Origin of the sequence: Streptomyces sp. SID4985 (genome assembly GCF_009863025.1) — a bacterium.
Taxonomy (GTDB): Bacteria; Actinomycetota; Actinomycetes; order Streptomycetales; family Streptomycetaceae; genus Streptomyces.
The window spans coordinates 1-23,979 of the sequence record NZ_WWIR01000086.1 but is presented as its reverse complement, the minus strand read 5'-3'; the positions used below and the strand labels follow the sequence as shown (position 1 = coordinate 23,979).

Annotated in this window: 24 protein-coding genes; 13 read left to right on the top strand and 11 right to left on the bottom strand. The window is 72.0% G+C overall.

Going from position 1 to position 23,979, the window contains the following annotated elements:
* Positions 1 to 428: 428 nt before the first annotated feature.
* The 8 genes from GTW40_RS03825 to GTW40_RS03790 all read left to right on the top strand — a co-directional run bounded on the left by GTW40_RS03825 (position 429) and on the right by GTW40_RS03790 (position 9,802).
* Positions 429 to 1,682: a M20 family metallopeptidase gene (locus GTW40_RS03825; RefSeq protein WP_161178721.1), complete on the top strand. Its 1,254-nt coding sequence runs from the start codon at positions 429 to 431 to the stop codon at positions 1,680 to 1,682.
* A 488-nt stretch (positions 1,683 to 2,170) separates the two neighbouring features.
* The gene (locus GTW40_RS03820) at positions 2,171 to 3,226 is read left to right on the top strand and encodes a BMP family ABC transporter substrate-binding protein (RefSeq protein ID WP_161178720.1); all 1,056 of its coding nucleotides are present in this window, start codon (positions 2,171 to 2,173) and stop codon (positions 3,224 to 3,226) included.
* A gap of 207 nt (positions 3,227 to 3,433) precedes the next feature.
* Positions 3,434 to 4,960, top strand: coding sequence for an ABC transporter ATP-binding protein (locus GTW40_RS03815; RefSeq protein WP_237525319.1), 1,527 nt, complete (start codon positions 3,434 to 3,436; stop codon positions 4,958 to 4,960).
* Positions 4,957 to 6,084, top strand: coding sequence for an ABC transporter permease (locus GTW40_RS03810; protein WP_161178719.1), 1,128 nt, complete (start codon positions 4,957 to 4,959; stop codon positions 6,082 to 6,084). Before GTW40_RS03815 ends, GTW40_RS03810 begins: the two co-directional genes overlap by 4 nt.
* Entirely contained in the window at positions 6,084 to 7,373 is a 1,290-nt protein-coding gene (locus tag GTW40_RS03805; protein WP_161178718.1) for an ABC transporter permease, read from the top strand. Before GTW40_RS03810 ends, GTW40_RS03805 begins: the two co-directional genes overlap by 1 nt.
* Positions 7,370 to 7,771, top strand: a complete 402-nt coding sequence (locus tag GTW40_RS03800; RefSeq protein WP_161178717.1) for a cytidine deaminase — start codon at positions 7,370 to 7,372, stop codon at positions 7,769 to 7,771. The genes GTW40_RS03805 and GTW40_RS03800 overlap by 4 nt, the downstream gene beginning before the upstream one ends.
* Positions 7,772 to 7,837: 66 nt before the next feature.
* Positions 7,838 to 9,121: a thymidine phosphorylase gene (locus GTW40_RS03795; protein WP_161178723.1), complete on the top strand. Its 1,284-nt coding sequence runs from the start codon at positions 7,838 to 7,840 to the stop codon at positions 9,119 to 9,121.
* 96 nt (positions 9,122 to 9,217) lie between these two features.
* Positions 9,218 to 9,802 carry a Uma2 family endonuclease gene (locus tag GTW40_RS03790; RefSeq protein WP_161178716.1) on the top strand — a complete coding sequence of 195 codons (585 nt, stop codon included), beginning with the start codon at positions 9,218 to 9,220 and terminating at the stop codon, positions 9,800 to 9,802.
* A 4-nt stretch (positions 9,803 to 9,806) separates the two neighbouring features.
* Here GTW40_RS03790 and GTW40_RS03785 read toward each other — a convergent pair whose 3' ends face one another.
* Positions 9,807 to 10,727, bottom strand: a complete 921-nt coding sequence (locus GTW40_RS03785; RefSeq protein WP_161178715.1) for an AEC family transporter — start codon at positions 10,725 to 10,727, stop codon at positions 9,807 to 9,809.
* 147 nt (positions 10,728 to 10,874) lie between these two features.
* On the opposite strand from GTW40_RS03785, the gene GTW40_RS03780 reads away from it, so the two are divergent.
* Complete coding sequence (locus GTW40_RS03780; RefSeq protein ID WP_161178714.1) at positions 10,875 to 11,288, top strand: STAS domain-containing protein; 414 nt, start codon at positions 10,875 to 10,877, stop codon at positions 11,286 to 11,288.
* On the opposite strand, the gene GTW40_RS03775 is transcribed toward GTW40_RS03780, so the two are convergent.
* Both GTW40_RS03775 and GTW40_RS03770 read right to left on the bottom strand, forming a co-directional pair.
* Positions 11,172 to 12,185, bottom strand: a complete 1,014-nt coding sequence (locus tag GTW40_RS03775) for a sigma-70 family RNA polymerase sigma factor (RefSeq protein WP_161178713.1) — start codon at positions 12,183 to 12,185, stop codon at positions 11,172 to 11,174. The genes GTW40_RS03780 and GTW40_RS03775 overlap by 117 nt on opposite strands.
* 161 nt (positions 12,186 to 12,346) lie before the next feature.
* Positions 12,347 to 13,663, bottom strand: a complete 1,317-nt coding sequence (locus GTW40_RS03770; RefSeq protein ID WP_161178712.1) for an MFS transporter — start codon at positions 13,661 to 13,663, stop codon at positions 12,347 to 12,349.
* A 63-nt stretch (positions 13,664 to 13,726) separates the two neighbouring features.
* On the opposite strand from GTW40_RS03770, the gene GTW40_RS03765 reads away from it, so the two are divergent.
* On the top strand, positions 13,727 to 14,680 hold the full coding sequence (locus GTW40_RS03765; RefSeq protein WP_161178711.1) for a LysR family transcriptional regulator: 954 nt from the start codon (positions 13,727 to 13,729) through the stop codon (positions 14,678 to 14,680).
* A 14-nt stretch (positions 14,681 to 14,694) separates the two neighbouring features.
* Here GTW40_RS03765 and GTW40_RS03760 read toward each other — a convergent pair whose 3' ends face one another.
* Positions 14,695 to 15,453, bottom strand: a complete 759-nt coding sequence (locus GTW40_RS03760; protein WP_161178710.1) for an alpha/beta hydrolase — start codon at positions 15,451 to 15,453, stop codon at positions 14,695 to 14,697.
* 476 nt (positions 15,454 to 15,929) lie between these two features.
* Between GTW40_RS03760 and GTW40_RS03755 the strand changes: the two genes are divergently transcribed.
* Complete coding sequence (locus GTW40_RS03755; protein WP_161178709.1) at positions 15,930 to 16,247, top strand: ATP-binding protein; 318 nt, start codon at positions 15,930 to 15,932, stop codon at positions 16,245 to 16,247.
* Positions 16,248 to 16,317: 70 nt separating this feature from the next.
* Here the strand turns inward: GTW40_RS03755 and GTW40_RS03750 are convergent, their stop codons facing one another.
* The 3 genes from GTW40_RS03750 to GTW40_RS03740 all read right to left on the bottom strand — a co-directional run bounded on the left by GTW40_RS03750 (position 16,318) and on the right by GTW40_RS03740 (position 18,078).
* Positions 16,318 to 16,521: a PspC domain-containing protein gene (locus GTW40_RS03750; RefSeq protein WP_161178708.1), complete on the bottom strand. Its 204-nt coding sequence runs from the start codon at positions 16,519 to 16,521 to the stop codon at positions 16,318 to 16,320.
* Positions 16,522 to 16,702: 181 nt separating this feature from the next.
* Positions 16,703 to 17,530, bottom strand: a complete 828-nt coding sequence (locus tag GTW40_RS03745) for an SDR family oxidoreductase (RefSeq protein ID WP_161178707.1) — start codon at positions 17,528 to 17,530, stop codon at positions 16,703 to 16,705.
* Positions 17,531 to 17,643: 113 nt separating this feature from the next.
* Positions 17,644 to 18,078 carry a nuclear transport factor 2 family protein gene (locus GTW40_RS03740; protein WP_161178706.1) on the bottom strand — a complete coding sequence of 145 codons (435 nt, stop codon included), beginning with the start codon at positions 18,076 to 18,078 and terminating at the stop codon, positions 17,644 to 17,646.
* A gap of 136 nt (positions 18,079 to 18,214) precedes the next feature.
* Here GTW40_RS03740 and GTW40_RS03735 point away from each other — a divergent pair, with 136 nt between their 5' ends.
* A complete protein-coding gene (locus GTW40_RS03735) occupies positions 18,215 to 19,108 on the top strand; it encodes a helix-turn-helix transcriptional regulator (protein ID WP_161178705.1) in 894 nt (297 codons plus the stop codon).
* 11 nt (positions 19,109 to 19,119) lie between these two features.
* Here GTW40_RS03735 and GTW40_RS03730 read toward each other — a convergent pair whose 3' ends face one another.
* The 4 genes from GTW40_RS03730 to afsQ1 form a co-directional block, all read right to left on the bottom strand.
* Positions 19,120 to 19,674: a VanZ family protein gene (locus GTW40_RS03730; protein ID WP_161178704.1), complete on the bottom strand. Its 555-nt coding sequence runs from the start codon at positions 19,672 to 19,674 to the stop codon at positions 19,120 to 19,122.
* Between the two features lie 158 nt (positions 19,675 to 19,832).
* The gene (locus GTW40_RS03725) at positions 19,833 to 20,444 is read right to left on the bottom strand and encodes a hypothetical protein (protein WP_161178703.1); all 612 of its coding nucleotides are present in this window, start codon (positions 20,442 to 20,444) and stop codon (positions 19,833 to 19,835) included.
* Positions 20,441 to 22,078, bottom strand: coding sequence for a HAMP domain-containing sensor histidine kinase (locus tag GTW40_RS03720; RefSeq protein ID WP_161178722.1), 1,638 nt, complete (start codon positions 22,076 to 22,078; stop codon positions 20,441 to 20,443). Before GTW40_RS03720 ends, GTW40_RS03725 begins: the two co-directional genes overlap by 4 nt.
* A gap of 26 nt (positions 22,079 to 22,104) precedes the next feature.
* Entirely contained in the window at positions 22,105 to 22,782 is a 678-nt protein-coding gene (afsQ1, locus tag GTW40_RS03715; RefSeq protein WP_026248263.1) for a two-component system response regulator AfsQ1, read from the bottom strand.
* A 270-nt stretch (positions 22,783 to 23,052) separates the two neighbouring features.
* On the opposite strand from afsQ1, the gene GTW40_RS03710 reads away from it, so the two are divergent.
* Entirely contained in the window at positions 23,053 to 23,838 is a 786-nt protein-coding gene (locus GTW40_RS03710; RefSeq protein ID WP_161178702.1) for a SigE family RNA polymerase sigma factor, read from the top strand.
* Positions 23,839 to 23,979 lie beyond the last annotated feature (141 nt).

Below are 23,979 nucleotides of genomic sequence, written 5' to 3'. Positions count from 1 at the left end.
CGCGCTCGCGGCTCGCGCCCGCCCCTGCACAGGCCCCGTCTCCGGCCGCCGTCCCACCCCGCTCAAGCCGCGCGTCCCCACCCGTCCAAGCCGCGCCTCGAACCCCGTCCAAGCCCCGCGCCAGCGGCTCGCGCCCACCCCGCACGGGGCCTGTCCCCCGCCTCGCCCCGCAACTCCGCCCAAGCCCCGTCCCCACCCCCGTCCAAGCCCAGCGCAGCGCCGCCGCGCCGGGTCCGGTCTGTGGACAAAGCGAGCGGGGGCGCGTCAGGCGTGGTATCCGTGGAAGGAGAAAGAAAGGTTTTACCCACCCAAGCCCACCGCCATGCGTCCGCCGGTCGGATTTTCTTCCCTCTCACGGGCTGAACTTTTGTTGATCGAGGGTCAGTTGACCGGCCGGGCGTCCTACCCTTCAGAGGGTGAACCGATTGATGCTCCGAGAGACCGAGGCCGACCTGCCCGGGGATGTGCTCCCCGGCGCGCTCAGCGCGTCCCTGCACGCCGAACTCGTAGAGTTCCGCCGCGACTTGCACATGCACCCCGAACTGGGCAACCAGGAGTTCCGTACGACCGCCGCGATCAAGGAGCGGCTGGAGCGGGCCGGGCTCACCCCCCGCGTCCTGTCCACCGGAACGGGTCTCATCTGCGACATCGGGCTCACCGAGGGCCACGGCAGCCGCCTCACCGACGACGGCCGCCCCGCCGCGCCCCTGCTGGCCCTGCGGGCCGACATCGACGCGCTGCCCATCCCGGACACCAAGACCGAGTGCGCCTACCGGTCCACGGTCCCCGGCCGCGCCCACGCCTGCGGCCACGACGTGCACACCACCGTGGTCCTCGGCGCCGGCCTGGTCCTCGCCGACCTGCACGCCAAGGGCCTGCTGTCCCGCCCCGTACGGCTGATCTTCCAGCCCGCCGAGGAGCAGCTGCCCGGCGGCGCGCTCACCGCGATCGCGGACGGCGCGCTCGAAGGGGTCGGCCGCATCCTCGCGCTGCACTGCGACCCCAAGGTCGAGACCGGCCGCATCGGTCTGCGGCACGGCCCCATCACCAGCGCCTGCGACAAGCTGGACGTCACCCTGGACGGCCCCGGCGGCCACACCGCCCGTCCCCACCTGACCACCGACCTGGTCACGGCGGCCGCCCGCGTCGTCACCGACGTGCCCGCGGTGATCAGCCGCCGCGTGGACACCCGTAGCGGTCTCGCCCTGACCTGGGGCCGTATCGAGTCGGGCCACGCCCCGAACGTCATCCCGCAGCACGCCGAACTCTCCGGCACCGTCCGCTGCCTGGACCTCGACGCCTGGCGCGACGCCCCCGACATCGTGCACGCCGCCATCGACGAGGTCGCCACCCTGCACGGCGCCAAGTCCGAGATCACCTACGTGCGCGGCGTGCCCCCGGTCGTCAACGACCAGGAATCCGCCGAGCTGTTGCGCCGCGCGATGGTCGCCCGGCGCGGCCTGGACTCCGTCGAGACCACCGAGCAGAGCCTCGGCGGCGAGGACTTCTCCTGGTACCTGGAGCACGTCCCCGGCGCCATGGCCCGCCTCGGCGTCCGCCGCCCGGGCGAGCGCACCGTACGCGACCTGCACCAGGGCGACTTCGACGCCGACGAGAACGCGATCACGGTCGGGGTGGAGCTGTTCACCGCCGCCGCCCTCATGGGGGCGCCGGAACTCTGACGCGGCGCGCGGGCGAGCCGCCGTACGGGCCACCACCCAGGGCCTCGTACGGGCCAGCACCACGCCCCCGTACGGGCCACCACCCAGGCCCTCGTGCGGGGCTGCCACTCAGGCCCTTGTACGGGCCGCCATCCAGGCCCTCGTGCGGGGCTGCCGTCCAGGCCCCCGTACGCCCGCCGTCCAGGCCCTCGTGCGAGCCGTCGTACACCCCCCGGCTCCCCGCACCACGCACACGCCGCCCGCCCGCGCAACACACCCGCAAGCCATTTGTTCCGCCCCCGAAACAAAGGCATGACGCACCTGCCAGGCCGAGTTCAGGCCCCGTTTGCCTCGGTTCGATAACGGCTGCCCGAGAGGTGTTTTTCTGACATCTACGCGCGTTACGATTCCGCGAGCCGACGCCGCCGGGGCGCTCGGCCGGAGCACCGCTCCTTGGTGCTCACATGAAGCGCCGTCGTGGCGCTCAGGTCAGGTGAAGGAGCCTTCCCGTGCGCCGGGTAGCCAAGCTTTCCGCTGCGTGTATAGCGACCGCAGCTCTTGCCCTCTCTGCCACCGCCTGTGGCAGCACCTCCACCGAGAACGACAAGGCCTCCGCCTCGTCGGGCGACGGCAAGGGTGTCAAGATCGGTCTCGCCTTCGACGTCGGCGGCCGTGGTGACCACTCCTTCAACGACTCCGCCGCGCGCGGTGCCGACAAGGCGAAGGGTGAGTTCAGCGGTTCCCTCAAGGAGCTGACCGCGAAGACCACCGACACCGAGGCCGACCGCGAGCAGCGTCTGTCGGACCTGGCGGACGCGGGCTACAACCCGATCATCGCCGTGGGTTACGCCTACGCCGTGTCGATGGACAAGGTCGCCGTCAAGTACCCGAAGACCAGCTTCGGCATCGTCGACTCGGTCGTGAAGGCCAAGAACGCCGACAGCATCACCTTCACCGAGGAGCAGGGCTCCTACCTCGCCGGTGTCGCCGCGGCGCTGAAGACCAAGACCAAGCACGTCGGCTTCATCGGTGGTGTCGACGTCCCGCTGATCAAGAAGTTCGAGGCGGGCTACGCCCAGGGCGTCAAGGACACGAACCCGAAGATCAAGGTCGACGTCCAGTACCTGAGCCACGGCGCGGACACCTCCGGCTTCGCCAGCCCCGACAAGGGCAAGGAAGCCGCGCAGGGCATGCTGGACAACGGCGCCGACGTCGTCTACTCGGCGGCCGGCTCCTCCGGCAACGGCGCGATCGAGGCCGTCAACGGCAAGAAGGGCGCCTGGGCGATCGGCGTCGACTCGGACCAGTACAACATCCCGGGTCTGGCCAAGTACAAGAGCTCGATCCTGACCTCGGTCGTCAAGAACGTCGACGTCGGTGTCTACGACTTCATCAAGTCCGTCCACGACGGCAAGCCGCTGACCGGCAACAACGTCTACTCGCTGGCCCAGAACGGCGTTTCGCTGGCCACGAGCGGCGGCTTCATCACCGACATCCAGCCCAAGCTGGACGCCGCGAAGAAGAAGATCGTCGACGGCTCCATCAAGGTCAAGACCACTCCGTGATCTGACCGGTCCACCAAGGACCATGGCTCGGCGTGGGGGCGCCTCGAAGGTGCTCCCCGCCGGGCCATAACAATGTGTCAACTCTACGCGTGTAGTACCGAGTTGCCGCGCTAGCGTCGCCGACGCCTGCCCTCCCTCCCCCAACGCAGCCCCTTTCCCCGAGGAGAGTGCGCCATCAACGCGTCCAGCCCTCCCGCTGCCGTCGAACTGCGCGGCATCACCAAGCGTTTCCCCGGCGTCGTCGCCAACCGCGACATCGACATCACGGTCCGCACCGGCACGGTTCATGCCCTGTGCGGCGAGAACGGCGCCGGCAAGTCCACCCTGATGAAGATCCTCTACGGCATGCAGCAGCCGGACGAGGGCACCATCACCGTGGCCGGTGAACAGGTCGTCCTGCACAACCCCGGTGACGCCATCGCGCGCGGCATCGGCATGGTGCACCAGCACTTCATGCTCGCCGACAACCTCACCGTCCTCGAGAACGTCGTCCTCGGCGCCGAGAAGCTGTACGGCATCGGGGGCAAGGCGCGCGCCAGGATCAAGGAGATCTCCGACGCGTACGGCCTGAACGTCCGCCCCGACGTCCTCGTCGAGGAGCTGGGCGTCGCCGACCGCCAGCGCGTGGAGATCCTCAAGGTCCTCTACCGGGGCGCCAAGACCCTGATCCTGGACGAGCCCACCGCGGTCCTGGTGCCCCAGGAGGTCGACGCCCTCTTCGACAACCTGCGCGAGCTGAAGGCCGAGGGCCTCACGGTCATCTTCATCTCCCACAAGCTGGGCGAGGTGCTGTCGGTCGCCGACGAGATCACCGTCATCCGGCGCGGCACGACCGTAGGCACGGCCGAGCCGAGCAGCACCACCCCCAAGCAGCTCGCCGAGCTGATGGTCGGCAGCGAACTGCCCACGCCCGAGACCGAGGAGTCCACGGTCACGGACGTCCCCATGCTGGAGGTCTCCGGGCTGCACCTCGCCCAGAAGGACCTCGACGGCGTGGAGCGGGTCATCCTCGGCGAGGTGTCCCTCACCATCCACAAGGGCGAAGTCCTCGGCATCGCGGGCGTGGAGGGCAACGGCCAGTCCGAGCTGGTCGAGGCGATCATGGGCATGCGCGCCCTGGACGCGGGCGTCGTGGTGCTCGACGGCGCGGACATCTCCGCCGTACCCACCCGCCGCCGCCGCGAGGCCGGCATCGGCTACGTCCCCGAGGACCGCCACCGCCACGGCCTGCTCCTGGAAGCGCCGCTGTGGGAGAACCGCATCCTCGGCCACGTCACCGAGCGCCCCAACTCCCGCCGCGGCCTGATCGACATCAAGGCCGCCCGCGCGGACGCCGAGCGGATCGTCGCCGACTACGACGTGCGCACCCCCGGCATCGACGTGACCGCGGCCTCGCTGTCCGGCGGCAACCAGCAGAAGCTGATCGTCGGCCGCGAGATGAGCCACGACCCCAAGCTGCTCATCGCCGCCCACCCCACCCGCGGTGTGGACGTCGGCGCGCAGGCGGCCATCTGGGACTACATCCGCGAGGCCCGCCGCGCGGGTCTGGCGGTCCTGCTGATCTCCGCCGACCTGGACGAGCTGATCGGCCTCTCCGACACCCTGCGGGTGATGTTCCGCGGCCGTCTGGTCGCCGACGCCGACCCCGCCACGATCACCCCCGAGGAGCTGGGCTCCGCCATGACCGGTGCCGCCTCCGGCCACCTGGAGCACACAGAGGACGCCGACCGATGAACAAGCTGACCTCACGGATCGACAAGGAGCGGCTGTTCCTCGGCATAGCCGCGCCGCTGCTCGCGATCGTCGCCGCGCTCGTGGTCACCGCCCTGGTGATCCTCGCGACCGGCAAGAACCCGGGCGCCGCGTTCAGCGACATGGTGACCTACGGCTTCGCCAGCGACAGCCAGGTCTACATCCTGAACAAGGCGACGACGTACTACCTCGCGGGTGTCGCGGTGGCCATCGGCTTCCGCATGAACCTGTTCAACATCGGTGTCGACGGCCAGTACCGCCTCGCCGCGTTCGTCGCCGCCGTCCTCGGCGGCGCGCTGACCGTGCCGGGCTGGCTCGCCATCCCGCTGATCATCCTGTGCGCCATGGGGACCGGCGCCCTGTGGGCGGCCATCGCGGGCGTCCTCAAGGTGACCCGGGGCGTCAGCGAGGTCATCGCGACGATCATGCTGAACTCGATCGCGACCGCGATCATCGGCTACCTCCTCCAGCCGGGCAAGCTCGGCCACCTCGACGAGGCCGGCACCCTGGTCTCCACCAAGCCGCTGCCCTCCTCGTCCTTCCTGCCGAACTTCAATGCGGGCCCGGCGGGCATGCTGGACAGCCTCATCGTGCTGGCCGTCCTGGTCGGCGTCGCCTACTGGTTCGTCCTCGGCCGCACCCGCTTCGGCTACGACCTGCGCACCGTCGGCCAGTCCGAGTCGGCCGCCGCCGCGAGCGGCGTCAGCGTCAAGAAGATGATCGCGACCAGCATGATCATCTCTGGCGCGGTGGCCGGTCTGATCGGCATGCCGACGCTGCTGAACGACGGCCACCAGTTCGACAACAGCTTCCCGGCGGGCATCGGCTTCACCGGCATCGCGATCGCGCTGCTCGGCCGCAACCACCCGATCGGCATCGCGCTCGGCGCCCTCCTGTGGGGCTTCCTGGAGCGCACCACCAACCACCTGGAGTTCCAGGGCTACGACAAGGAGATCCTCGGCGTGATCCAGGGCGTCATCGTCCTGTGCGTCGTGATCGCCTACGAGGTCGTCCGCCGCTACGGCCTCAAGCGCCAGCAGCAGCGGGTCGGCGCCGAACTCGCCGCCCAGGCCGCCAAGCCGACCGAGATGCAGGAGGTGGCGTGATGACCGCCACGATGACGGACGCGCCGCCGCCCGCGGCGCCCAAGGCCCCGGGCAGCGCGGACAAGCGCCCGGGCCGTTCCACCAGCCGGATCTTCCTGGTCATCGCCGGTGCCCTGCTCCTCGTCGCCGTGGTGCGCCTGATCACCGGCGCCAACCAGCTGACCTCCGAGGGCCAGGTCAACGCCGCCCTCGGGCTCGCCGTGCCGATCGGCCTCGCCGGTCTCGCCGGTCTGTGGTCCGAGCGGGCCGGTGTGGTCAACATCGGCCTCGAGGGCATGATGATCCTCGGCACCTTCGGCGCGGGCTGGATCGGCTGGCAGTCCAGCCCCTGGCTCGGCCTGCTGTGCGGCATCGGCTTCGGCGTCCTCGGCGGCCTCGTGCACGCGGTCGCCACGGTCACCTTCGGCGTCGACCACATCGTCTCCGGTGTCGCGGTCAACCTGCTCGCGCTCGGCGCCACGCAGTACCTCGCCAAGCTGTTCTTCGCCGGTGGCAAGGCCGCCGAGGCGGGCGGCAACCCCAAGCAGTCCCCGCCGGCCGACTCGCTCGGCGACATCACCGTGCCCGGTCTGTCCGACGCGCTGCACTCGGTCGAGCAACACCACTGGTTCCTCATCTCCGACATCGCGGGCATCCTCGGCGGTATCGTCACCGACGTGTCCGTGGTGACGATCCTGGCCGCGCTGCTCTTCGCGGGCAGCTGGTGGGTGCTGTGGCGCACGCCGTTCGGCCTGCGTCTGCGCTCCTGCGGCGAGAACCCGGTCGCGGCCGAGTCCCTCGGCGTCAACGTCTACCGCTACAAGTACGCCGCCGTCGCCATCTCCGGCGGTCTCGCGGGCCTCGGCGGTGCCTTCCTCGCGCTGGTCACCTCGCACACGTACCTGGAGGGCCAGACCGGCGGCCGCGGCTACATCGGCCTCGCGGCGATGATCTTCGGCAACTGGCGGCCCGGCGGCCTGGCCATGGGCGCGGCCCTGTTCGGCTACTCCGACGCGCTCCAGCTGCGCAACGGTGGCGTCACCGTGCACGCCCTGCTGCTCCTGCTGGTCGTCCTGCTCGCCGTCCTCGCGGGCTGGAAGCTGTACCGCAAGGCGCTGTGGCAGGGCATCGTCAGCGCCGTCGTGGCCCTCGTCGTCCTCGCCTGGTACCTGCTCACCGACGAGGTCCCGAGCGACTTCGTGGGCGCCACGCCGTACGTCGTCACGCTGCTCGTGCTCTCGCTGTCCGCCCAGCGGCTGCGGATGCCGAAGGCGGACGGCATGCGGTACCGGAAGGGACAGGGCAAGTGACCACCGCGACCGCGTTCGACTGGGAGGCGCTGCGCGCCGAGGCCCGCGAGGCCATGGCCCACGCCTATGCCCCCTACTCCGGCTATCCGGTCGGGGTGGCGGCCCAGGTGGACGACGGCCGCACGGTCACCGGCTGCAACGTGGAGAACGCCTCCTACGGGCTCGGCCTGTGCGCCGAGTGCGGGCTCGTCTCGCAGCTCCAGCGCACCGGCGGCGGACGTTTGACACACTTCACCTGTGTGGACGGCACCGGCGCCCTCCTGGTGCCGTGCGGCCGCTGCCGTCAGCTGCTGTACGAGTTCGGCGGTCCCGGACTGCTCCTGGACACCCCCGAGGGCGTCCTCCCGCTCTCCGAGATGCTGCCCCAGGCCTTCGGCCCGGACCATCTCACCAAGTAAGTCCCGTACGGCCCCCCTACGCTCGCGCAGGGGGGCCGTACACCTGCACCTCCCGGAAGGAACACCCTGACCATGGACGCCATCTCCGTCATCCGCACCAAGCGGGACCGCGCCGAACTGACCGACGAGCAGATCGACTGGGTCATCGACGCGTACACCCGCGGCGAGGTCGCCGACTACCAGATGGCCGCCCTCAACATGGCGATCCTGCTCAACGGCATGAACCGCCGGGAGATCGCCCGCTGGACCGCCGCGATGATCGCCTCCGGCGAGCGCATGGACTTCTCCACGCTGTCCCGCCCGACCGCCGACAAGCACTCGACGGGCGGCGTCGGCGACAAGATCACCCTCCCGCTGGCCCCGCTCGTCGCCGCGTGCGGCGCGGCCGTCCCCCAGCTCTCCGGCCGCGGCCTCGGCCACACCGGCGGCACCCTGGACAAGCTGGAGTCCATCCCCGGCTGGCGTGCACTGCTCTCCAACGAGGAGATGCTCTCGGTGCTCGACGGCACCGGCGCGGTGATCTGCGCGGCGGGCGACGGCCTGGCCCCCGCCGACAAGAAGCTGTACGCCCTTCGCGACGTGACGGGCACGGTGGAGGCGATCCCCCTGATCGCGTCCTCGATCATGTCGAAGAAGATCGCCGAGGGCACCGGCTCCCTCGTCCTGGACGTGAAGGTCGGCTCCGGCGCCTTCATGAAGACCCTGGACGACGCCCGCGAGCTGGCCTCCACGATGGTCGGCCTCGGCACCGACCACGGCGTGAAGACGGTCGCCCTCCTCACCGACATGTCCACCCCGCTCGGCCTCACGGCGGGCAACGCCCTGGAGGTCCGCGAGTCCGTCGAGGTCCTCGCGGGCGGCGGCCCGGCGGACGTGGTGGAACTGACCCTCGCCCTGGCCCGCGAGATGCTCGACGCGGCCGGCCTGAAGGACGCCGACCCGGCCAAGGCCCTGGCCGACGGCTCCGCGATGGACGTCTGGCGCCGCATGATCGCGGCCCAGGGCGGCGACCCCGACGCGGCGCTCCCCGTCGCCCGCGAACAGCACGTGGTCGTGGCCCCCGCCTCCGGCATCCTCACCCGCCTCGACGCCTACGACATCGGCATCGCCGCCTGGCGCCTCGGCGCGGGCCGCGCCCGCAAGGAGGACCCGGTCCAGGCGGGCGCGGGCGTCGAACTCCACGCCAAGCCCGGCGACCCGGTCGTCGCGGGCCAGCCCCTCCTGACCCTCCACACGGACACCCCGGACCGCTTCGCGTACGCCCTGGAGGCGACGGAGGGGTCGTTCGACATCGCGCCCGCCGGTACGGCGTTCTCGGCTTCGCCGGTGGTGCTGGGGCGGGTGGACTGATCAGGGGACTTCTTCGTTCGGGTGAGCGGGATCGGTGGCCCCCCACCGGTCCCGTTCGTCATGCTGGGATCGGTGACGCACTGATTGGAGACCGCCATGAGCGCACTCACCGTGAGCCAGGACCCCGACCGGACCTGGGACGACCTCGTCCGGTTCTGGGAGGACATGGACTGGCCCGAGGGCAGCAAGGTGGAGATCATCGAGGGGATCATCACCGTGTCGCCTTCTCCCGCGTACCGCCACAACGTGATCGCGGAACGCGTCCAGCGTCGCCTCTACTCCGTGATTCCCGACGAATGGGGCATCTTCCAGACCCTGTCCGTCGCAGTGCCCTCCCGGTTGGGCATGTTCATCCCCGATCTGGTCGTGACGCCCGTCCAGGATCGCCCCGAGGCGGACTCGCACATCCCGGCCGCCCTCGCTGAACTCGTCGTCGAAGTGACCTCCAAGTCCAATGCCCGCCACGACCGGGTCAGCAAGCCCGCCGCGTACGCGACCGCTGGCATCCCGCTGTATCTCCTGGTCGATCGCTGGGCCCCCGGCGGCCCCACCGTCACGCTCTACGGCGAACCCAAGGGCGACGTCTACCGGGTGCTGAGTGCCGTGAAGTTCGGCGACACCATCAAGCTGCCCGAGCCCTTCGACCTCGTGATCGACACCGGCGAGTTCCCCGTCGACTGACCCCTCACCCCAACACCGCCGCCACCCCCACCAGCACCGGCACGGACACCACCGTAGACAGCAGGATCGACTCCCGGGCCAGGGACTCGGCTGTGTGGTACGTGCTCGCGTAGGTGAACAGGTTCTGGGCGGCGGGGAGGGCGGAGGTGACGACGACGTCCAGGAGGGCGGCGTGGGGGAGGGCGAAGGCGTAGTGGGCGAGGGTCCAGGCGATGAGGGGCTGGGCCAGGGACTTCAGGGTGACCGAGAGGAGGACCGGGCGGCGGTCGCGGCCGCGGGCGGGGAGGGCGCTGCCGGGGAGTGACATGCCGAAAGCGAGGAGGGCCGCCGGGACGGACATCGCGCCGATCAGGGTGAGGGGGTTCATCAGGGGGCCGGGGACGGGGAGGCCCGTCGCCGAGACCACCACTCCGGAGAGGGAGCCGAGCGCGATCGGGTTGCGCAGCGGGGTCAGCAGGCGTCGCCACACCGGGCCCTTGTCGCCCGCGCCGGACAGGTCCAGGACGGTCAGGGCGAGCGGGGTCACCAGGACGACCTGGAAGAGCAGGACCGGCGCCACCAGTGACGCGTCGCCGAGGACGTACGCCGCGATCGGGATGCCGAGGTTGCCCGAGTTGACGTAGCCGGAGCACAGCGCGCCGATGGTCGTACGGCCCACGCCCCAGTGCCGCAGTACCCCCACCGCGACGAAGACCCCCGAGACCGCCGCCGTGCTCAGCGCGGTCACCAGCAGCCGGGCTGAGAAGAGGACCGACAGGTCGGCCGTCGCCAGGGTGGTGAACAGCAGTGCCGGGCCCGCGACCGAGAAGGCCAGCCGGGTCAGCACCTCACCGCCCCGCTCCCCGAGCGACCCGCGCCGCCCGAGCACGTACCCCACCCCGATGACGACCGCGATCACCGCGAACCCGCTCAGCACCCCCCGCACGGGCCTCAGCCTCCGGGGCGGCCCGGTGGCTGGTCAATGCGGGTGCCGCGATCTCCACGATCTCCGCGACTTCGCCCCGGCCCCCCGCGGCTTCGCCCCCGGCCCCGGCGATTCCGCTCCCGGCCCCCGCGATCTCCCGTCTCCGCGATGATTTCCGTGCCTCCCGCCGGTCCACCGCACGTGGACCCCGACACCCAGGCCGAGAGCAGGGCCGACAGCCCCGCCGTGCCCATACCGCCCGGCCCCGCCGACCCCCGCGCGACGGCCGGGCTGTGCGACCGCGTGCGGGCGCTGCTGGTGAGCGAGGGGGCGGCCGGGGTCGTCGTGTGCGACGTGAGCGGGGTCGGCGATCCCCGGCTCGGGCACGTCGAACTGCTCGCCCGCCTCGAACTCGCCGCCCGCCGCGTCGGCGGCCGGATACGGCTGCGCGACCCCGCGCCCGCCCTAGTCGCGCTCCTCGCCTTCGTCGGGCTCCGCTTCCAGGTGGAGGGGGAGGTCGAAGAGGGGGAACCAGCGGGCCGTGTCCAGGAAGCAGTGGAAACCGGTGATCCGGCCGTCTGAGATCTCCAGGGCCTGGACGGCCCAGGGGGTGAAGCCGCCCTTTTCCGGGTCCGGCTTGTAGTGGGCGAAGCCGGGGAGGCCGTTGACCTCGACCGGGACCAGGCGCGAGCCCGCGCACGACGCGCCGATGGTCGACATGAAGCCCGTGATGTCGGCCGGGCCGCGCAGCCAGAGGTCGAACGGCGGCATCGTCATCACCGCGTCCTCGTGGAGGAGCGCCGTCAGGGCCGTCATGTCGTACCCCTCGAACGCCTTCACGTAGCGCTCCAGGAGCCGTTGCTGTTCTTCGTCCAGCGGGTCGGAGACCGACGCCTCGTCGCCCGCTTCCGCGTGCTCGGCGAGGGTGGCGCGGGCCCGCTGGAGGGCGCTGTTCACCGAGGCGACCGTCGTGCCCAGCAGCTCCGCGACCTCGCTCGCCCGCCAGGCCAGCACCTCGCGCAGGATCAGCACCGCCCGCTGCTTGGGCGGCAGTTGTTGCAGCGCGGCCATGAACGCCAGCCGGATCGACTCCCGCGCGACCGCCGCCTCCGCCGGGTCCTGCACCGAGGGCAGCACCCGCGCGTCCGGCACCGGCTCCAGCCAGGTGTGGTCCGGGCGCGGGGACAGTGCCGCCCGCGCGAGCGGCGTCGCCTCCGTCAGGTCCATCGGCCGGGCCCGCTTGCCGCTCGCCGTCAGCATGTCCAGACACACGTTCGTGGCGATCCGGTACAGCCACGACCGCAGACTGGAGCGGCCCTCGAACTTGTCGTACGCCCGCCAGGCGCGCACCAGGGTGTCCTGCACCGCGTCCTCGGCCTCGAAGGACGAGCCCAGCATCCGGTAGCAGTACCCGGTCAGCTCGGTCCTGTGCTTCTCCAGTGCGGTGTCGAGATCCGCCGTCGCCGTGCCCTCGCCCATGGTCCACCCACCCCCGTGGCCGTCCTGATCGCGCCTCGTCGCGCCCCAGCACTCCGGAAGTTACCGCAGCCCACTGACAACGGCCCCCGGAGTACGGAAATGCCCGGTCCGGGGCCGCTGGATCACGGGCCGGGACCGGGCATACGGCGGAGCGCGCCCGGCTACGCGAGAACCGCCTCCCGCCGAGCCGCCCGCGTGCCCAGCAGCGTGATCGTGACGACGCCGAGCACCGCCAGGAGACCCACCGACACCGTGCCCGCCCAGCCGTCCGAGTGGAACGCCAGCGCGCCGACCGTGCTGCCCACGCTGGAGCCGATGTAGTACGCGGACTGGTACAGCGCCGACGCCTGCGCCCGGCCGTGCGTGGCCGTACGGCCGACGGCGGAGGACGCGACCGCGTGGCCCGCGAAGAACCCGGCCGTGATCAGCACCAGGCCGAGCAGTACGAGCGGGACGGCGGGGGCGAGGGAGAGCAGGAGGCCCGCCGCCGTGGTCCCGGCCGCCGCGTACAGCGCGCCCCGGCGGCCGAGGCGGCCCACCAGGCGCCCCGAGGTGGATGCGGACACCGTGCCGACCAGGTACACCAGGAAGATCGAGCCGATGATGCCCTGCGGCAGGGAGAACGGCGCCTCCGTCAGGCGGTAGCCGATCACCGTGTAGACCCCGCCGAAGACCGTCATGAACAGCGCGCCGATCGCGTACAGACGGCGCAGCAGCGGGTTCGAGAGGTGGTCGCGGACCGTGCCGGCCAGCACGCGCGGGCGCAGCGAGCCCGCCCGGAAGTGGCGCGGCGCGGGCAGCAGCAGCCGGAACGCCACCGCGCACCCGACCGCCACCACGCCGATCACGGCGACGGCCGTCCGCCAGCCCCACTCCTGCGCGACCCAGCCGGTGATCACCCGGCCGCTCATGCCGCCCACACTGTTGCCCGCCACGAACAGGCCGATCGCCGTGACCAGCGCCTTCGGGCGGACCTCCTCGGCCAGATACGCCGTCGCGGAGGCGGGCAGCCCGGCCAGCGCCGCGCCCTGGACCGCGCGCAGCGCGACCAGCGCGCCGATCGACGGCGCGAACGGCACCAGCAGACCGACGGCCACCGCGACCGCCAACGAGGCCGTCATGACCGTACGGCGCCCGAAGCGCTCGGACAGCGCGCTCATCGGCAGCACGAACAGTGCGAGCCCGCCGGTCGCGGCGGCCAAGGTCCAGCTCGCCTCGCCCGCCGCGACCCCGAGGTCGTCGGAGATCAGCGGGAGCAGGGCCTGGGTGGAGTAGAGCAGCGCGAAGGTCGCGACTCCGGCGAGGAAGAGGGCGAGGCTCATACGGCGGTAGCCGGGGCCGCCGGGCGTCATGCGCGAATCGGCGGCCTCTTCGGCCACTGTGGCCTCGGGGGCCTGAGCTGCCCCTACGGCTTCGGAGGAGGGGACGGGCGTGCCGGCGTCCACGCGGATGGACGCCCCGGTACTGGCGGGAGACATGCTTCGACGCTACGTAGGCTCCCGCTCATCCGTCCAATGCATGGAATCGCCATAATCGTTCCCATGGAGCATCAGTACAGGTCACAGCCGCGCCTGTCACCGTCCGGTGACACAGAAGACATGGCGATGCTGCTCGCGCCGCGCCTCGCCTACTTCGCCGGGGTGGCCCGCACCGAGCACGTCACCCGGGCCGCGCGGGAGATGAACGTCCCCCAGTCCACCCTGTCCCGCGCGATGGTCCGCCTGGAGCAGGACCTCGGCGTCGGCCTGTTCGCCCGGCACGGCCGCACCGTCTCCCTGACCCCCGCGGGCCACACCTTCCTCGCCTCCGTCGAGCGCGCCCTCGCGGAGGTCGAGCGCGCCGCCGAGGAGGTCCGCGCCGACGCCGACCCGGCCACCGGCAAGGTCGCCTTCGGCTTCCTGCACACCATGGGCCCGGAGACCGTGCCCGGCCTGCTCCACGCCTTCCGCGCCGACCATCCGCGCGTCCGCTTCAGCCTGGTGCAGAACTACGGCGAGGCCATGCTGGAGCGGCTGCGCGCGGGCGAGCTGGACCTGTGTCTGACCTCGCCGGTGCCGGACGCGCCGGACCTGGTGGCCCGTCGCCTGGACGAGCAGAAACTGCGTCTGGTCGTACCGGCCGACCACCACCTCGCGGGCCGCCGCCGCATCCGGCTCGCCGAGGCCGCCGAGGAGACCTTCGTGACCCTGGAACCCGGCTACGGGCTGAGGCGCATCACCGACGACCTGTGCAGCGAGGCCGGATTCCGGCCGAGGGTCGCCTTCGAAGGCGAGGAGACCGAGACGCTGCGCGGTCTGGTCGCGGCCGGACTCGGGGTCGCGCTGCTGCCCCCGCCCACCGTGCCGAGGCCGGGCGTGGTCGAGCTGACCGTGACGGCACCGCGCGCGGTGCGCGAGATCGGCGTCGCCTGGCTGGCCGACCGCCCGGACACCCCACCGGTGGCCGCCTTCAAGAAGTTCCTCCTCTCCCGGCGCGGCAGCCTGCTGCCCAACTGACCTTCCCCAGGGGTTTACTTACGCAGCGAGCGGCCGAAGCCGGACGCCAGCGGCATCCGCAGCCCTATCGGCGGCGGTGCCGCGAGGGCGTCCTCCACCGGGCGGGACACCGCGTGCCCGAAGAGGGCACCCAGGACGAAGTCCTCGGCCAGCGCGACCACTTCGTCCCGGTACTGGTGCAACCCGTGGCCGTCCGCGTGCACTTCGAAGCGGCACACGTCCCGGTTGACCTTCTTGGCGCGGGCCGCGAGACGGAAGGACAGCTCCGGGTCGGACCGCTCGTCGTTGGTGCCGTGCGCGATCAGCACCCGCCGGCCGACCAGCTGTTTCACCGGCTCGGGCGGCACCGCCACGTCCTCCTCCGGGAGCCAGGGCGCCAGCGCCACCACGGAGTTGACGGCCTCATGGCCCCCGGCGCGCAGCGCGGCCCGCCCGCCCATGTGCAGCCCCACCAGGCACACCGGCACATCGCCGTAGCGCCGTACCGCCTCGTCGGCCGCCCAGGAGGCGTCCGCCGCGAGGTGGGCCTGAGTGCCGTTCCATCCCCGGTACCGGTAGTGCACCGGATGGACGGCGAGTCCGTCGGCCCGTCCCGAGCGGGCGAGTCGGCGGCCGAGGGCGCGAACCAGCCCCGCGGAAAGGGGAAACGGCCGACGCTCGGACACCTCCGCGCCCCCGGCGAGCAGCAGCACCGCCCCACTGACCGCGCCCGGCCCGGAGCCGACCGCCTTTCCCAGCCTGGCCGTTCGGACCGGCGCCGCTTGCTGTCCCATGACAGAACAGTGTCAGAAGCCAGAGTGAACCAAACCCTTCACGGCGGTCACCGTTGCGTATCGACCGAACGTGTGCCCGACGTCGGGCGGAGAAAGGCGAGCAGCGGTGCGCGGTGGGACGGTGGGCCCGGCCGGGGCATTCGGGTGTGTGCGCGATTTACCGGAGCCGCTTCTCCGTCAATGCGATGAAAACAGGGTTCATTCCTTTCGATGAACGAGTCGTGGTGCGCAATGACGCCCTCGAATGCGGATGCGAGGGAGGGTGGGGCGAATGCCTGTTCCTGGGTAGGGCGCCCATCAGGGGTTATCCCTCGAACGGGCGGCCGGGGGAGGGGGTGTTGGGGGTTGGAATACGGACGTGCATTCACAGGTCGTCCGCATTTCGGTGTTTGCGGGGGACGGTTCGGCGCGTTTACGGTCGGGGACCGCTCATCGAATGAGATCCCCGTTTCTCGCATTCAAGGACGCCATTCACCATGAAGCAGTCTGCCGTCAAGACCCTCGGTGTCGCCGCGCTCGGTGCCGCTTTCGCCGCCGTCGGCGCCGGTGCCGCCAACGCCGCCCCGGCCGCTCCGCAGGGCCTGGACTCCGTCACCAAGACGCTCCCGGGCGCCACTGGGGCCCTCACCCAGGGCCAGGGTGCCGTCGGCAGCGGGCTCGCCGCCGCGCAGCCGGCCGTACAGAAGGTCCTCGCCCAGGGTCCGGCCGCGCCGGTCGCCGGGCTGCTCGGCGGCCTGCCGCTCAAGGGCCTGCCCACCCACGGTCTGCCGGTCAACGGCATTCCGCTCGGCTGACACCGAGGCACCCGCGAGCCGTCGTCGCGCCCGGATCCCTCCGGGACGCGTCGGCGGCTCGCGCATGGGGTCACCAGGTGGCCGGGCGTGCCTTGTCCTCGGACGGCAGCAGGATCCAGAGGGCTATGTAGAGCAGGAACTGCGGGCCGGGCAGCAGGCAGGACAGCAGGAAGATCACCCGCATCGTCGTCGCCGAGGTGCCGAAGCGGCGCGCCAGCGCCGCGCACACTCCGCCGATCATGCGGCCGTCGGTGGGGCGGGCAAGGGCGGTCATGGCTGTTCCTCCGTCGTCGTCGGCGGCCCGCGCACGGGCCGGTGGCCGGTCGGCGGCCGATGCGCCGCCCCCGTTCTGTGATTCCACGGTACGAGGGCAAAGGGGGTGAATTCATCACTCCAAGGAGCGACACCGACCCTGGAATTCGTCGGGGTGCGCCCCTTAGGCGACCCCGGCCCGCCTACCCCGCCGCCACCGAGTAAGCCACCTCCTGATGAGCCTCGTGCTCCGCGAGCCGCCCCGCGAGCGCCGCGTGCACGTCGTCGTACGTGTCGGGACCGAGCGGCAGCCGGAGCGGCGTCGCGCCGGAGTCCACGAGGTCGATCATCGCGTCCGCGATCTTCTCGGCGCTGTTGGGGAGCGGGAAGCGCCCCTCGGCGACCGCCTGCCGGGTCGCGCCCGCGGGCGTGTCCGCGTAGGCGGCCAGCGGCGGCGCGGTGTCGATCGAGGTGCCGAAGTTGGTCGGGGTCGCGCCCGGCTCGACGATGGTCAGGGCCACCCCGAACGGCGCGATCTCGCGTGCCACGGTCTCGCAGAACCCCTCGATGCCCCACTTGGACGCGTGGTAGTAGCTGAGCCCCGGGTAGGTCGTCTGTCCGCCCGCGGTCGACACCTGGAGGACGCGGCCCCCGCCCTGGGCGCGCAGATGCGGGAGGACGGCGCGGATCACCTGGATCGAGCCGATCAGGTTGGTGTCGACCACGCGGCGGATCTGCTCGTCGGACGCCTCCTCTACGGACGCGAGCACGCCGTATCCGGCGTTGTTGACGACCACGTCGATCGTGCCGAGGGCCCGGAACGCCTCGTCGACGACCCGGCGCACCTCCTCGGTGTCGGTGACGTCGAGCCGGGCGGTCCAGAGCCGGTGGCCGTACTTGGCGCGCAGGTCGTCCAGGGCCTCGGGCCTGCGGAGCGTGGCGGCGACGCGGTCGCCCCGGGCCAGGAGGCGTTCGGTGAGCAGCCGGCCGAAGCCCGAGGAGGTGCCGGTGATGAACCAGGTGGCGGTCATGGTGTGTCCCTCGCCGTCTCGTGCGGGTGTCGTCGTGCGGGTGTTGTCGTACGGATCTGTCGTCGGCCGTGTCGTACGGACCTCGTCGTCCCTGTCCCACGAGCCTGTCGCCGTCAGCGGGTACCCGCCTCCGCGCGCGCGTAGAACGCGGCCAGTTCGCCGGGGTTCTTGGTGTACACGTCGATCGCGCGCACCGTGCCGTCCTCGACGCGGTGGATCTCGACCATGGTCAGCGGGAACTCCTCGCCGGTGGTGTGGGCGGTGAGCGTTCCGGTGAGTCGGCCGACGACACCGGTGGGGCCCTCGAAGACCTCGGCGTCGGTGAGGGCGACGGCGGCGTGGCCCGTCATCGCGCCCAGGACCGACCGCGCGAACGCCTCCCGGCCCCGGTGCGTGCCCCCGTAGGGGAGCTGCCCCGGCTCGTCCACGATCACCTCGGGGTGGAGCGCGGCCAGGACACCCGGCACGTCGCCCCTGCCCAGCGCGTCGTAAAGGCGTCGTACGACATCGGCGGGGCTCTCCGTCACGGTCTTGGCCGGGTTGTTCATCTCGCGTGTCCCTTCGGTCGGGCGGGGAAGCGGTCACCCACCATGCAACGGGAGGCGGCCGCGCCGGGGGAGCCCCTGCCGTGAGGGGTACCGGCAAGGCCCCTCACGGCTCGCGCGGGCTGCCTACGCTGTCGCCATGGACAATCGGGACGCCGTCAGCGCCTTCCTGCGCTCCAGGCGCGACAGGATCACCCCCGGCCAGGCGGGGCTGCCGGTGTACGGACAGCGGCGGGTGCCCGGACTGCGCCGGGGCGAGGTCGCGACGCTCGCCGGGGTGAGCGTCGAGTACTACACGCGCCTGGAGCGCGGAAACCTCCAGGGCGTCTCGGACAGCGTGCTGGACGCCGTCGCCCGGGCGCTGCGGCTCGACGCGACCGAGCGGATGTACCTGTACGACCTCGCCCGCGCTGCCGGCCCCGCGACCGCCGCACGGGCCCGGCAGCGGCAGGGCCGGCCGACGGTGCGGCCGAGCGTGGCGCGGATCGTCGCGGGGATGCCCGGGCTGCCCGCGTTCGTGATGAACAACCGCCTCGACGCGCTGGCCGCCAACCCCCTCGGCCGGGCGCTGTATTCGGAGATGTACGCCGACGTGGCCAGCGGCGGGAACGTCGTCCGGTTCGCGTTCCTCGCCCGCGCCGCCCGGCGGTTGTACACCGACTGGGAGCGCATGGCCCGCTTCACCGTGGGCGCGCTGCGCGTGGAGGCGGCGCGCAACCCCCACGACCGCGAGCTGTCCCGCCTCATCGGTGAACTGTCCACGCGCAGCGACGAGTTCCGTGTGATGTGGGGTTCCCAGGACGTGCACGTCTTCCGCGACAGCACGAAGCGCTTCCGCCATCCGGTCGTCGGAGACCTGGAACTCGACCAGGAGACCATGTACCTCCCCGACGACAGCGGTCTGAGCGTGCTCGTCTACAGCGCGGCCCCGGGAACGCCCGCCGAGAACGCCCTGAAGCTGCTTGCCGGTTGGTCCGCGACGACGGGACAGGAGCAGGACGCGGAATCCGCGGGCGAACTCCACCGGCCCTGACGGGCGCGCCCCTAGGGGACGATCCCGACCCGGGGAATCGTCGGGGTCCGCCCTTGGGACGGCTCCCCCGCGACCGCCACCGAGCCCTGCTCCCCGTGCCGTACCCGCCGTCTCAGCCACGCGCGTCCCGCCGGGACGAACGCCAGATGGGCGAGGACCACCCCGGCGGTGTTCAGGAGCAGCGCGTCCACGTCCGCGACCCGACCCGGCACCCCCGTCTGCGCCAGGACGATGCCCAGCGAGATCAGGGCGCCCGCGGCGGCCGTACGGAACAGGGAGCCGAGCAGGGAGACGGTGAGTCTGCCGTCGGCCATCGGCAGCAGGACGCCCAGCGGGGCCAGCAGCCCCAGGCCGGCGCCCAGCCGGGTGGCCGCGTCGGGCCAGCCCAGCGCCAGGTCGGCGCGGACCCCGGCGAGCGGGCGCAGGTTGGCGGGCCGTACCCAGGGAACGTCCAGCGGACGCAGCGTCAGCCAGGCGACGAGGGCGAGGTGCGCGACGAGGAGGACGCCCCCTGTCACACGGATGCGGATCACGGCATTGCCGCCGATGGAGCCTTGACGCTGCACGCCCCCCAAGACGCGCCACCCCGCACGATCGGTTCCGCACGCACCACGCGCGCCCCCGTGAGGCATACGCCACACCGCCGTTCGCGGCGCCGCGTGCCCCGCGCCCCGTGCGCCGGACCGCCGCGCGCCACCCCACGGCGGCCACCACGGCCCCGGGCTCAGCCCCGTTCGACCTCGTTGGACGGCGGCTCCGTGCGGCCCGGCCGGTCGCGTACGTCGTCGGTGCAGGCGTAGCGGCGCAGGGCGCCCGTGCCCGGGCCGCCGAGGACCACCGCGCCGTCCTCCTCGGTCGCCGTCGAGTCGGAGAGGGTGCACACGACCTGGGCGAGGGCGTAGGAGGAGAGGCGGGAGGGGTCGGCGCTCAGCCGGAGCGCGTCCTCGGGGTCGTCGTGGCCCGGCCCGGACACGCCGAGGCCACCCGGCACCCGGGTCGCGTACCCGGCGGCGCGTTCCCCGGTGGAGGGGGCGGCGGCGAGCTGGTCGAGCAGGCCCTCGGCGACGATGATCCGGCGCCGCGCGTCCGGGGTGCCCTCCGGCACCCGCACCGTACGGTCCACCGCGACCAGCGACGACTCGCACAGCAGGAAGACCTGGACGGGCACGCCGTGCGCGGACTCGTCGGACCGGTCGGAGCCGGTGGGCGAGCAGGGCACCCGCGAGGGCGCCCGCCCGAAGTCGGTCGGCACCTCGGTGGGCCGGATGCCGCACCCGGCGAGCAGCGCGCCGAGCAGGGGCAGCGCCAGCAGCGGCCGCAGCGTACGCGCCCTCATCCGCGCCCCTCCCCACCGGAGGCGCCAGGAGCGCCAGGAGAGCCAGAGGTGCCAGGGGCGCCGGAAGCGCCGGAGCCGTCGCCTACGGGGCCGTCCCCCGAAGCGCCGCCGTCCTTGCCCTCGTCGCCCTCCTCGCCCTCCTCCTCGGTCAGCCGCGAGGCGTCCCGGGGCAGTCGCAGCGTGAACACCGCGCCGCCCTCGGGGGAGTTGGCGGCGATGATCTCGCCGCCGTGGATGTGGGCGTTCTCCAGGGCGATGGACAGGCCGAGGCCGCTGCCCTCGGAGCGGGGGCGGGAGGCGCTGGCCTTGTAGAAGCGGTCGAAGACGTGCGGGAGGACGTCCTCGGGAATGCCGGGGCCGTGGTCGCGCACCGCGATGACCAGGTCGTCCCCGTCGATGCGCACCGAGACGCGCACCGGGGAGCCGCCGTGCTTGAGGGCGTTGCCGATGAGGTTGGCGAGGATGACGTCCAGGCGGCGCGGGTCGAGCCGGGAGTGGATGCCGCGCTCGGCGTCCAGGTCCACCGCGTCGAGCCAGGCGCGGGCGTCGATGCAGGCGGTGATCTGGTCGGCGAGGTCGACGTCGTCCAGGACGAGACGGGCGGTGCCCGCGTCGAAGCGGGTGACCTCCATCAGGTTCTCCACCAGGTCGTTCAGCCGCCGGGTCTCGCTGACCACGAGCCGTACCGCGGGCTCGATCATCGGGTCTATGCCTCCGCCCTCGAACTCCAGCTCTTCCTCCAGGACTTCGGTGACGGCGGTGATCGCGGTCAGCGGGGTGCGCAGCTCGTGCGACATGTCGGCCACGAAGCGCCGGGACGCCTCGTCGCGCGCGGCCATCTCCGCGACCCGCTGCTCCAGCGCGGCGGCCGCGTTGTTGAACGTCCGTGACAGGTCGGCGAGTTCGTCCGTGCCGGAGACCCGCAGCCGGGTGTCGAGACGGCCCTCGCCGAGCCTTCGCGCGGCCACCCCGAGCCGGTGCACCGGCTTGAGGACGGTCGTGGCGGCGGCCTGCGCGAGCAGCGCGGAACCGATCAGCGCCAGACCCGTGGCGATACCGAGCGACCAGGCGAGGGAGTTGAGGTCCTTGGCCTCCGGCTCAAGGGACTTGGCCATGTAGCCGGTGGCGCCGCCGCCGATCACCTTCGTGCCCGCCACCAGGTACGGCGTGCCGTGCTCGGTGACCCGCTGCCAGTACAGGTGGTACGGCGCCTCGTCCGAACCGCTCGCCTTCTGCTGCTTGTTGACGGCGGCGGTCAGCGAACGGGGCACGTCCTTCAGCGAGAAGCCGTTCAGTCCCTCCGAACTGCCGTACACCGTGCGGTGGTCGGTGTCCTGGGCGACCAGCAACACGCTGAAGCGCTGGCTGCTGCCCGCCATCTGCCCGGCCGCGATCTGGAGTTCGTCCTGTGTGGGGTGCGTGGGCAGCGCGCCCGCGCGGTTCTGCATCTCCAGCCGGAAGTCGCGCAGCACCGCGTCCTGGGCACGCGTGAGCACCGCCTCGCGGTTGAGCCAGTAGGCGATGCCCGACGCGGACACCGCGGCGGTCAGCGCGACCAGACCGAAGACCAGTACCAGGCGCAGCCTGAGGCTCGAGAAACGCAGCCCGGCCGGCCTTCTCCCCCGCTCGGCCAGCCAGCGGCCGAGTCCCCCTCGTTCGTTCACTGAGGCGCGTCCAGGCGGTAGCCGACCCCACGGACCGTGCGGATCAGGGTCGGGGAGGACGGCACGTCCTCCACCTTGGCGCGCAGCCGCTGCACACACGCGTCCACCAGGCGGGAGTCGCCCAGGTAGTCGTGCTCCCACACCAGGCGCAGCAACTGCTGCCGGGACAGGGCCTGTCCGGGCCTGCGGCTCAGCTCCAGGAGCAGCCGCAGCTCGGTCGGGGTGAGCTGAAGGTCCTCGCCGTTCTTCGTGACGGTCATCGCCGAGCGGTCGATGACCACGTTGCCGAAGGTCGCGGAGTCGCTGGACTCGCGTTCCCCGCGCCGCAGCACGGCACGGATACGGGCGTCCAGCACGCGGCCCTGCACCGGTTTCACGACGTAGTCGTCGGCGCCGGACTCCAGGCCGACCACCACGTCGATGTCGTCGCTGCGCGCGGTCAGCAGAATGATCGGCAACTGGTCGGTGCGGCGGATGCGCCGGCACACCTCGAACCCGTCGATGCCGGGCAGCATCACGTCCAGCACGATCAGGTCCGGCCGCTGTTCACGCAGCAGCTTCAGACCGTCCTCGCCGCTGGCGGCGGTGGCGACCCGGTGCCCCTGGCGCGTCAGGGAGAGCTCCAGGGCCGTACGGATGGCGTCGTCGTCCTCGATCAGCAACAGGGAAGGCACGGGCTCATTCTGGCCCATGCACCGGCTCCCGTACGACCCGTGCCGCACCGCCCGCTACGGCAGGAAGCGGGTCCTGCGAGGTCAGAGGGCTTATGGCCCTGCCATCCGGGATGCCCGAGAGCCGGGAACGACCCGCCGGGCGGGGCCCCTGTGACAGGTCTGTGACAGTCGGCGGACACGTCCATGAAGGTCGTTCGGCAAGCTTTTCGGCACGGGGGAAACAGCACCGAACAGCCCGAACACCGGAAAGTCCACGACGGGGAGCGCGAGATGAACACGCCGCACGGCATGAGCACCAGCGCAGTGGTCACACGTCTGCACGACGTGCACCGGGGGATCGAGAGCTCGGGGAAGTCCGGTGCCGGCACCGGTACCGCGCTGCTGGAACGCGGCCGGGACACCGGGAGCGTACGGGGGTGCGCGCGCGGCACCGGGCGTCAGCACACCGGGTACATGACGGTGGTCGACGCACGCCAGGGGGAGGCGTACGGGACGGTCGCGTACGGGGAGGAGCAGGGGGAGCGACGCTCCCTGACTGAGGCGGAGTTCACCGCCTACGTCCAGGAGCGCCGCGCCTCCCTGTACGCGACCGCCTATCACCTCACCGGTGACCGGTTCGAGGCCGAGGACCTGCTGCAGAGCGCGCTGTTCTCGACCTACCGGGCCTGGGACCGGATCAGCGACAAGGCCGCGGTCGGCGGTTACCTCCGTCGCACCATGACCAACCTGCACATCAGCGCGTGGCGCCGCCGCAAGCTGAACGAGTACCCGACCGAGGAACTGCCGGAGACGCCCGCCGGTACGGACGCCATGCGCGGCACCGAGCTGCGCGCCGTCCTGTGGCAGGCGCTGGCCCGGCTGCCCGAACTCCAGCGCACGATGCTGGTCCTGCGCTACTACGAGGGCCGTACCGACCCGGAGATCGCCGACATACTCGGCATCAGCGTCGGCACGGTGAAGTCCAGCATCTGGCGCTCGCTGCGCCGGCTGCGCGACGACGAGGTGCTGAGCCTCGGCCGCGACGAGGAGAGCGCGTTCGGCGAACTGGTCGCCTGAGAGTTTCCGTAGGTCCGCCGGAGGTTCGGCGGCCGACGGGGAAAGCCCCGGGGCGATGGGGGAGAAGCCCTGGGGCGCGGCCCGAGGGGGCACGGGGGAACGGGGGAAACCGTGGGACCGCTGGGGGGCGGTCCCACGGGA

Bases quoted from the DNA above. Each gene is read 5' to 3' on its own strand.
- GTW40_RS03810 (WP_161178719.1), top strand. From the start codon at position 4,957: ATGAACAAGCTGACCTCACGGATCGACAAGGAGCGGCTGTTCCTCGGC.
- GTW40_RS03770 (WP_161178712.1), bottom strand. From the start codon at position 13,663: ATGTCTCCCGCCAGTACCGGGGCGTCCATCCGCGTGGACGCCGGCACG.
- GTW40_RS03775 (WP_161178713.1), bottom strand. From the start codon at position 12,185: ATGGGCGAGGGCACGGCGACGGCGGATCTCGACACCGCACTGGAGAAG.
- GTW40_RS03750 (WP_161178708.1), bottom strand. From the start codon at position 16,521: ATGACCGCCCTTGCCCGCCCCACCGACGGCCGCATGATCGGCGGAGTG.
- GTW40_RS03760 (WP_161178710.1), bottom strand. From the start codon at position 15,453: ATGGGACAGCAAGCGGCGCCGGTCCGAACGGCCAGGCTGGGAAAGGCG.
- GTW40_RS03790 (WP_161178716.1), top strand. From the start codon at position 9,218: ATGAGCGCACTCACCGTGAGCCAGGACCCCGACCGGACCTGGGACGAC.
- GTW40_RS03755 (WP_161178709.1), top strand. From the start codon at position 15,930: ATGAAGCAGTCTGCCGTCAAGACCCTCGGTGTCGCCGCGCTCGGTGCC.
- GTW40_RS03765 (WP_161178711.1), top strand. From the start codon at position 13,727: ATGGAGCATCAGTACAGGTCACAGCCGCGCCTGTCACCGTCCGGTGAC.
- GTW40_RS03780 (WP_161178714.1), top strand. From the start codon at position 10,875: ATGATTTCCGTGCCTCCCGCCGGTCCACCGCACGTGGACCCCGACACC.
- GTW40_RS03740 (WP_161178706.1), bottom strand. From the start codon at position 18,078: ATGAACAACCCGGCCAAGACCGTGACGGAGAGCCCCGCCGATGTCGTA.
- GTW40_RS03825 (WP_161178721.1), top strand. From the start codon at position 429: ATGCTCCGAGAGACCGAGGCCGACCTGCCCGGGGATGTGCTCCCCGGC.
- GTW40_RS03745 (WP_161178707.1), bottom strand. From the start codon at position 17,530: ATGACCGCCACCTGGTTCATCACCGGCACCTCCTCGGGCTTCGGCCGG.
- GTW40_RS03805 (WP_161178718.1), top strand. From the start codon at position 6,084: ATGACCGCCACGATGACGGACGCGCCGCCGCCCGCGGCGCCCAAGGCC.
- GTW40_RS03710 (WP_161178702.1), top strand. From the start codon at position 23,053: ATGAACACGCCGCACGGCATGAGCACCAGCGCAGTGGTCACACGTCTG.
- GTW40_RS03725 (WP_161178703.1), bottom strand. From the start codon at position 20,444: ATGAGGGCGCGTACGCTGCGGCCGCTGCTGGCGCTGCCCCTGCTCGGC.
- GTW40_RS03735 (WP_161178705.1), top strand. From the start codon at position 18,215: ATGGACAATCGGGACGCCGTCAGCGCCTTCCTGCGCTCCAGGCGCGAC.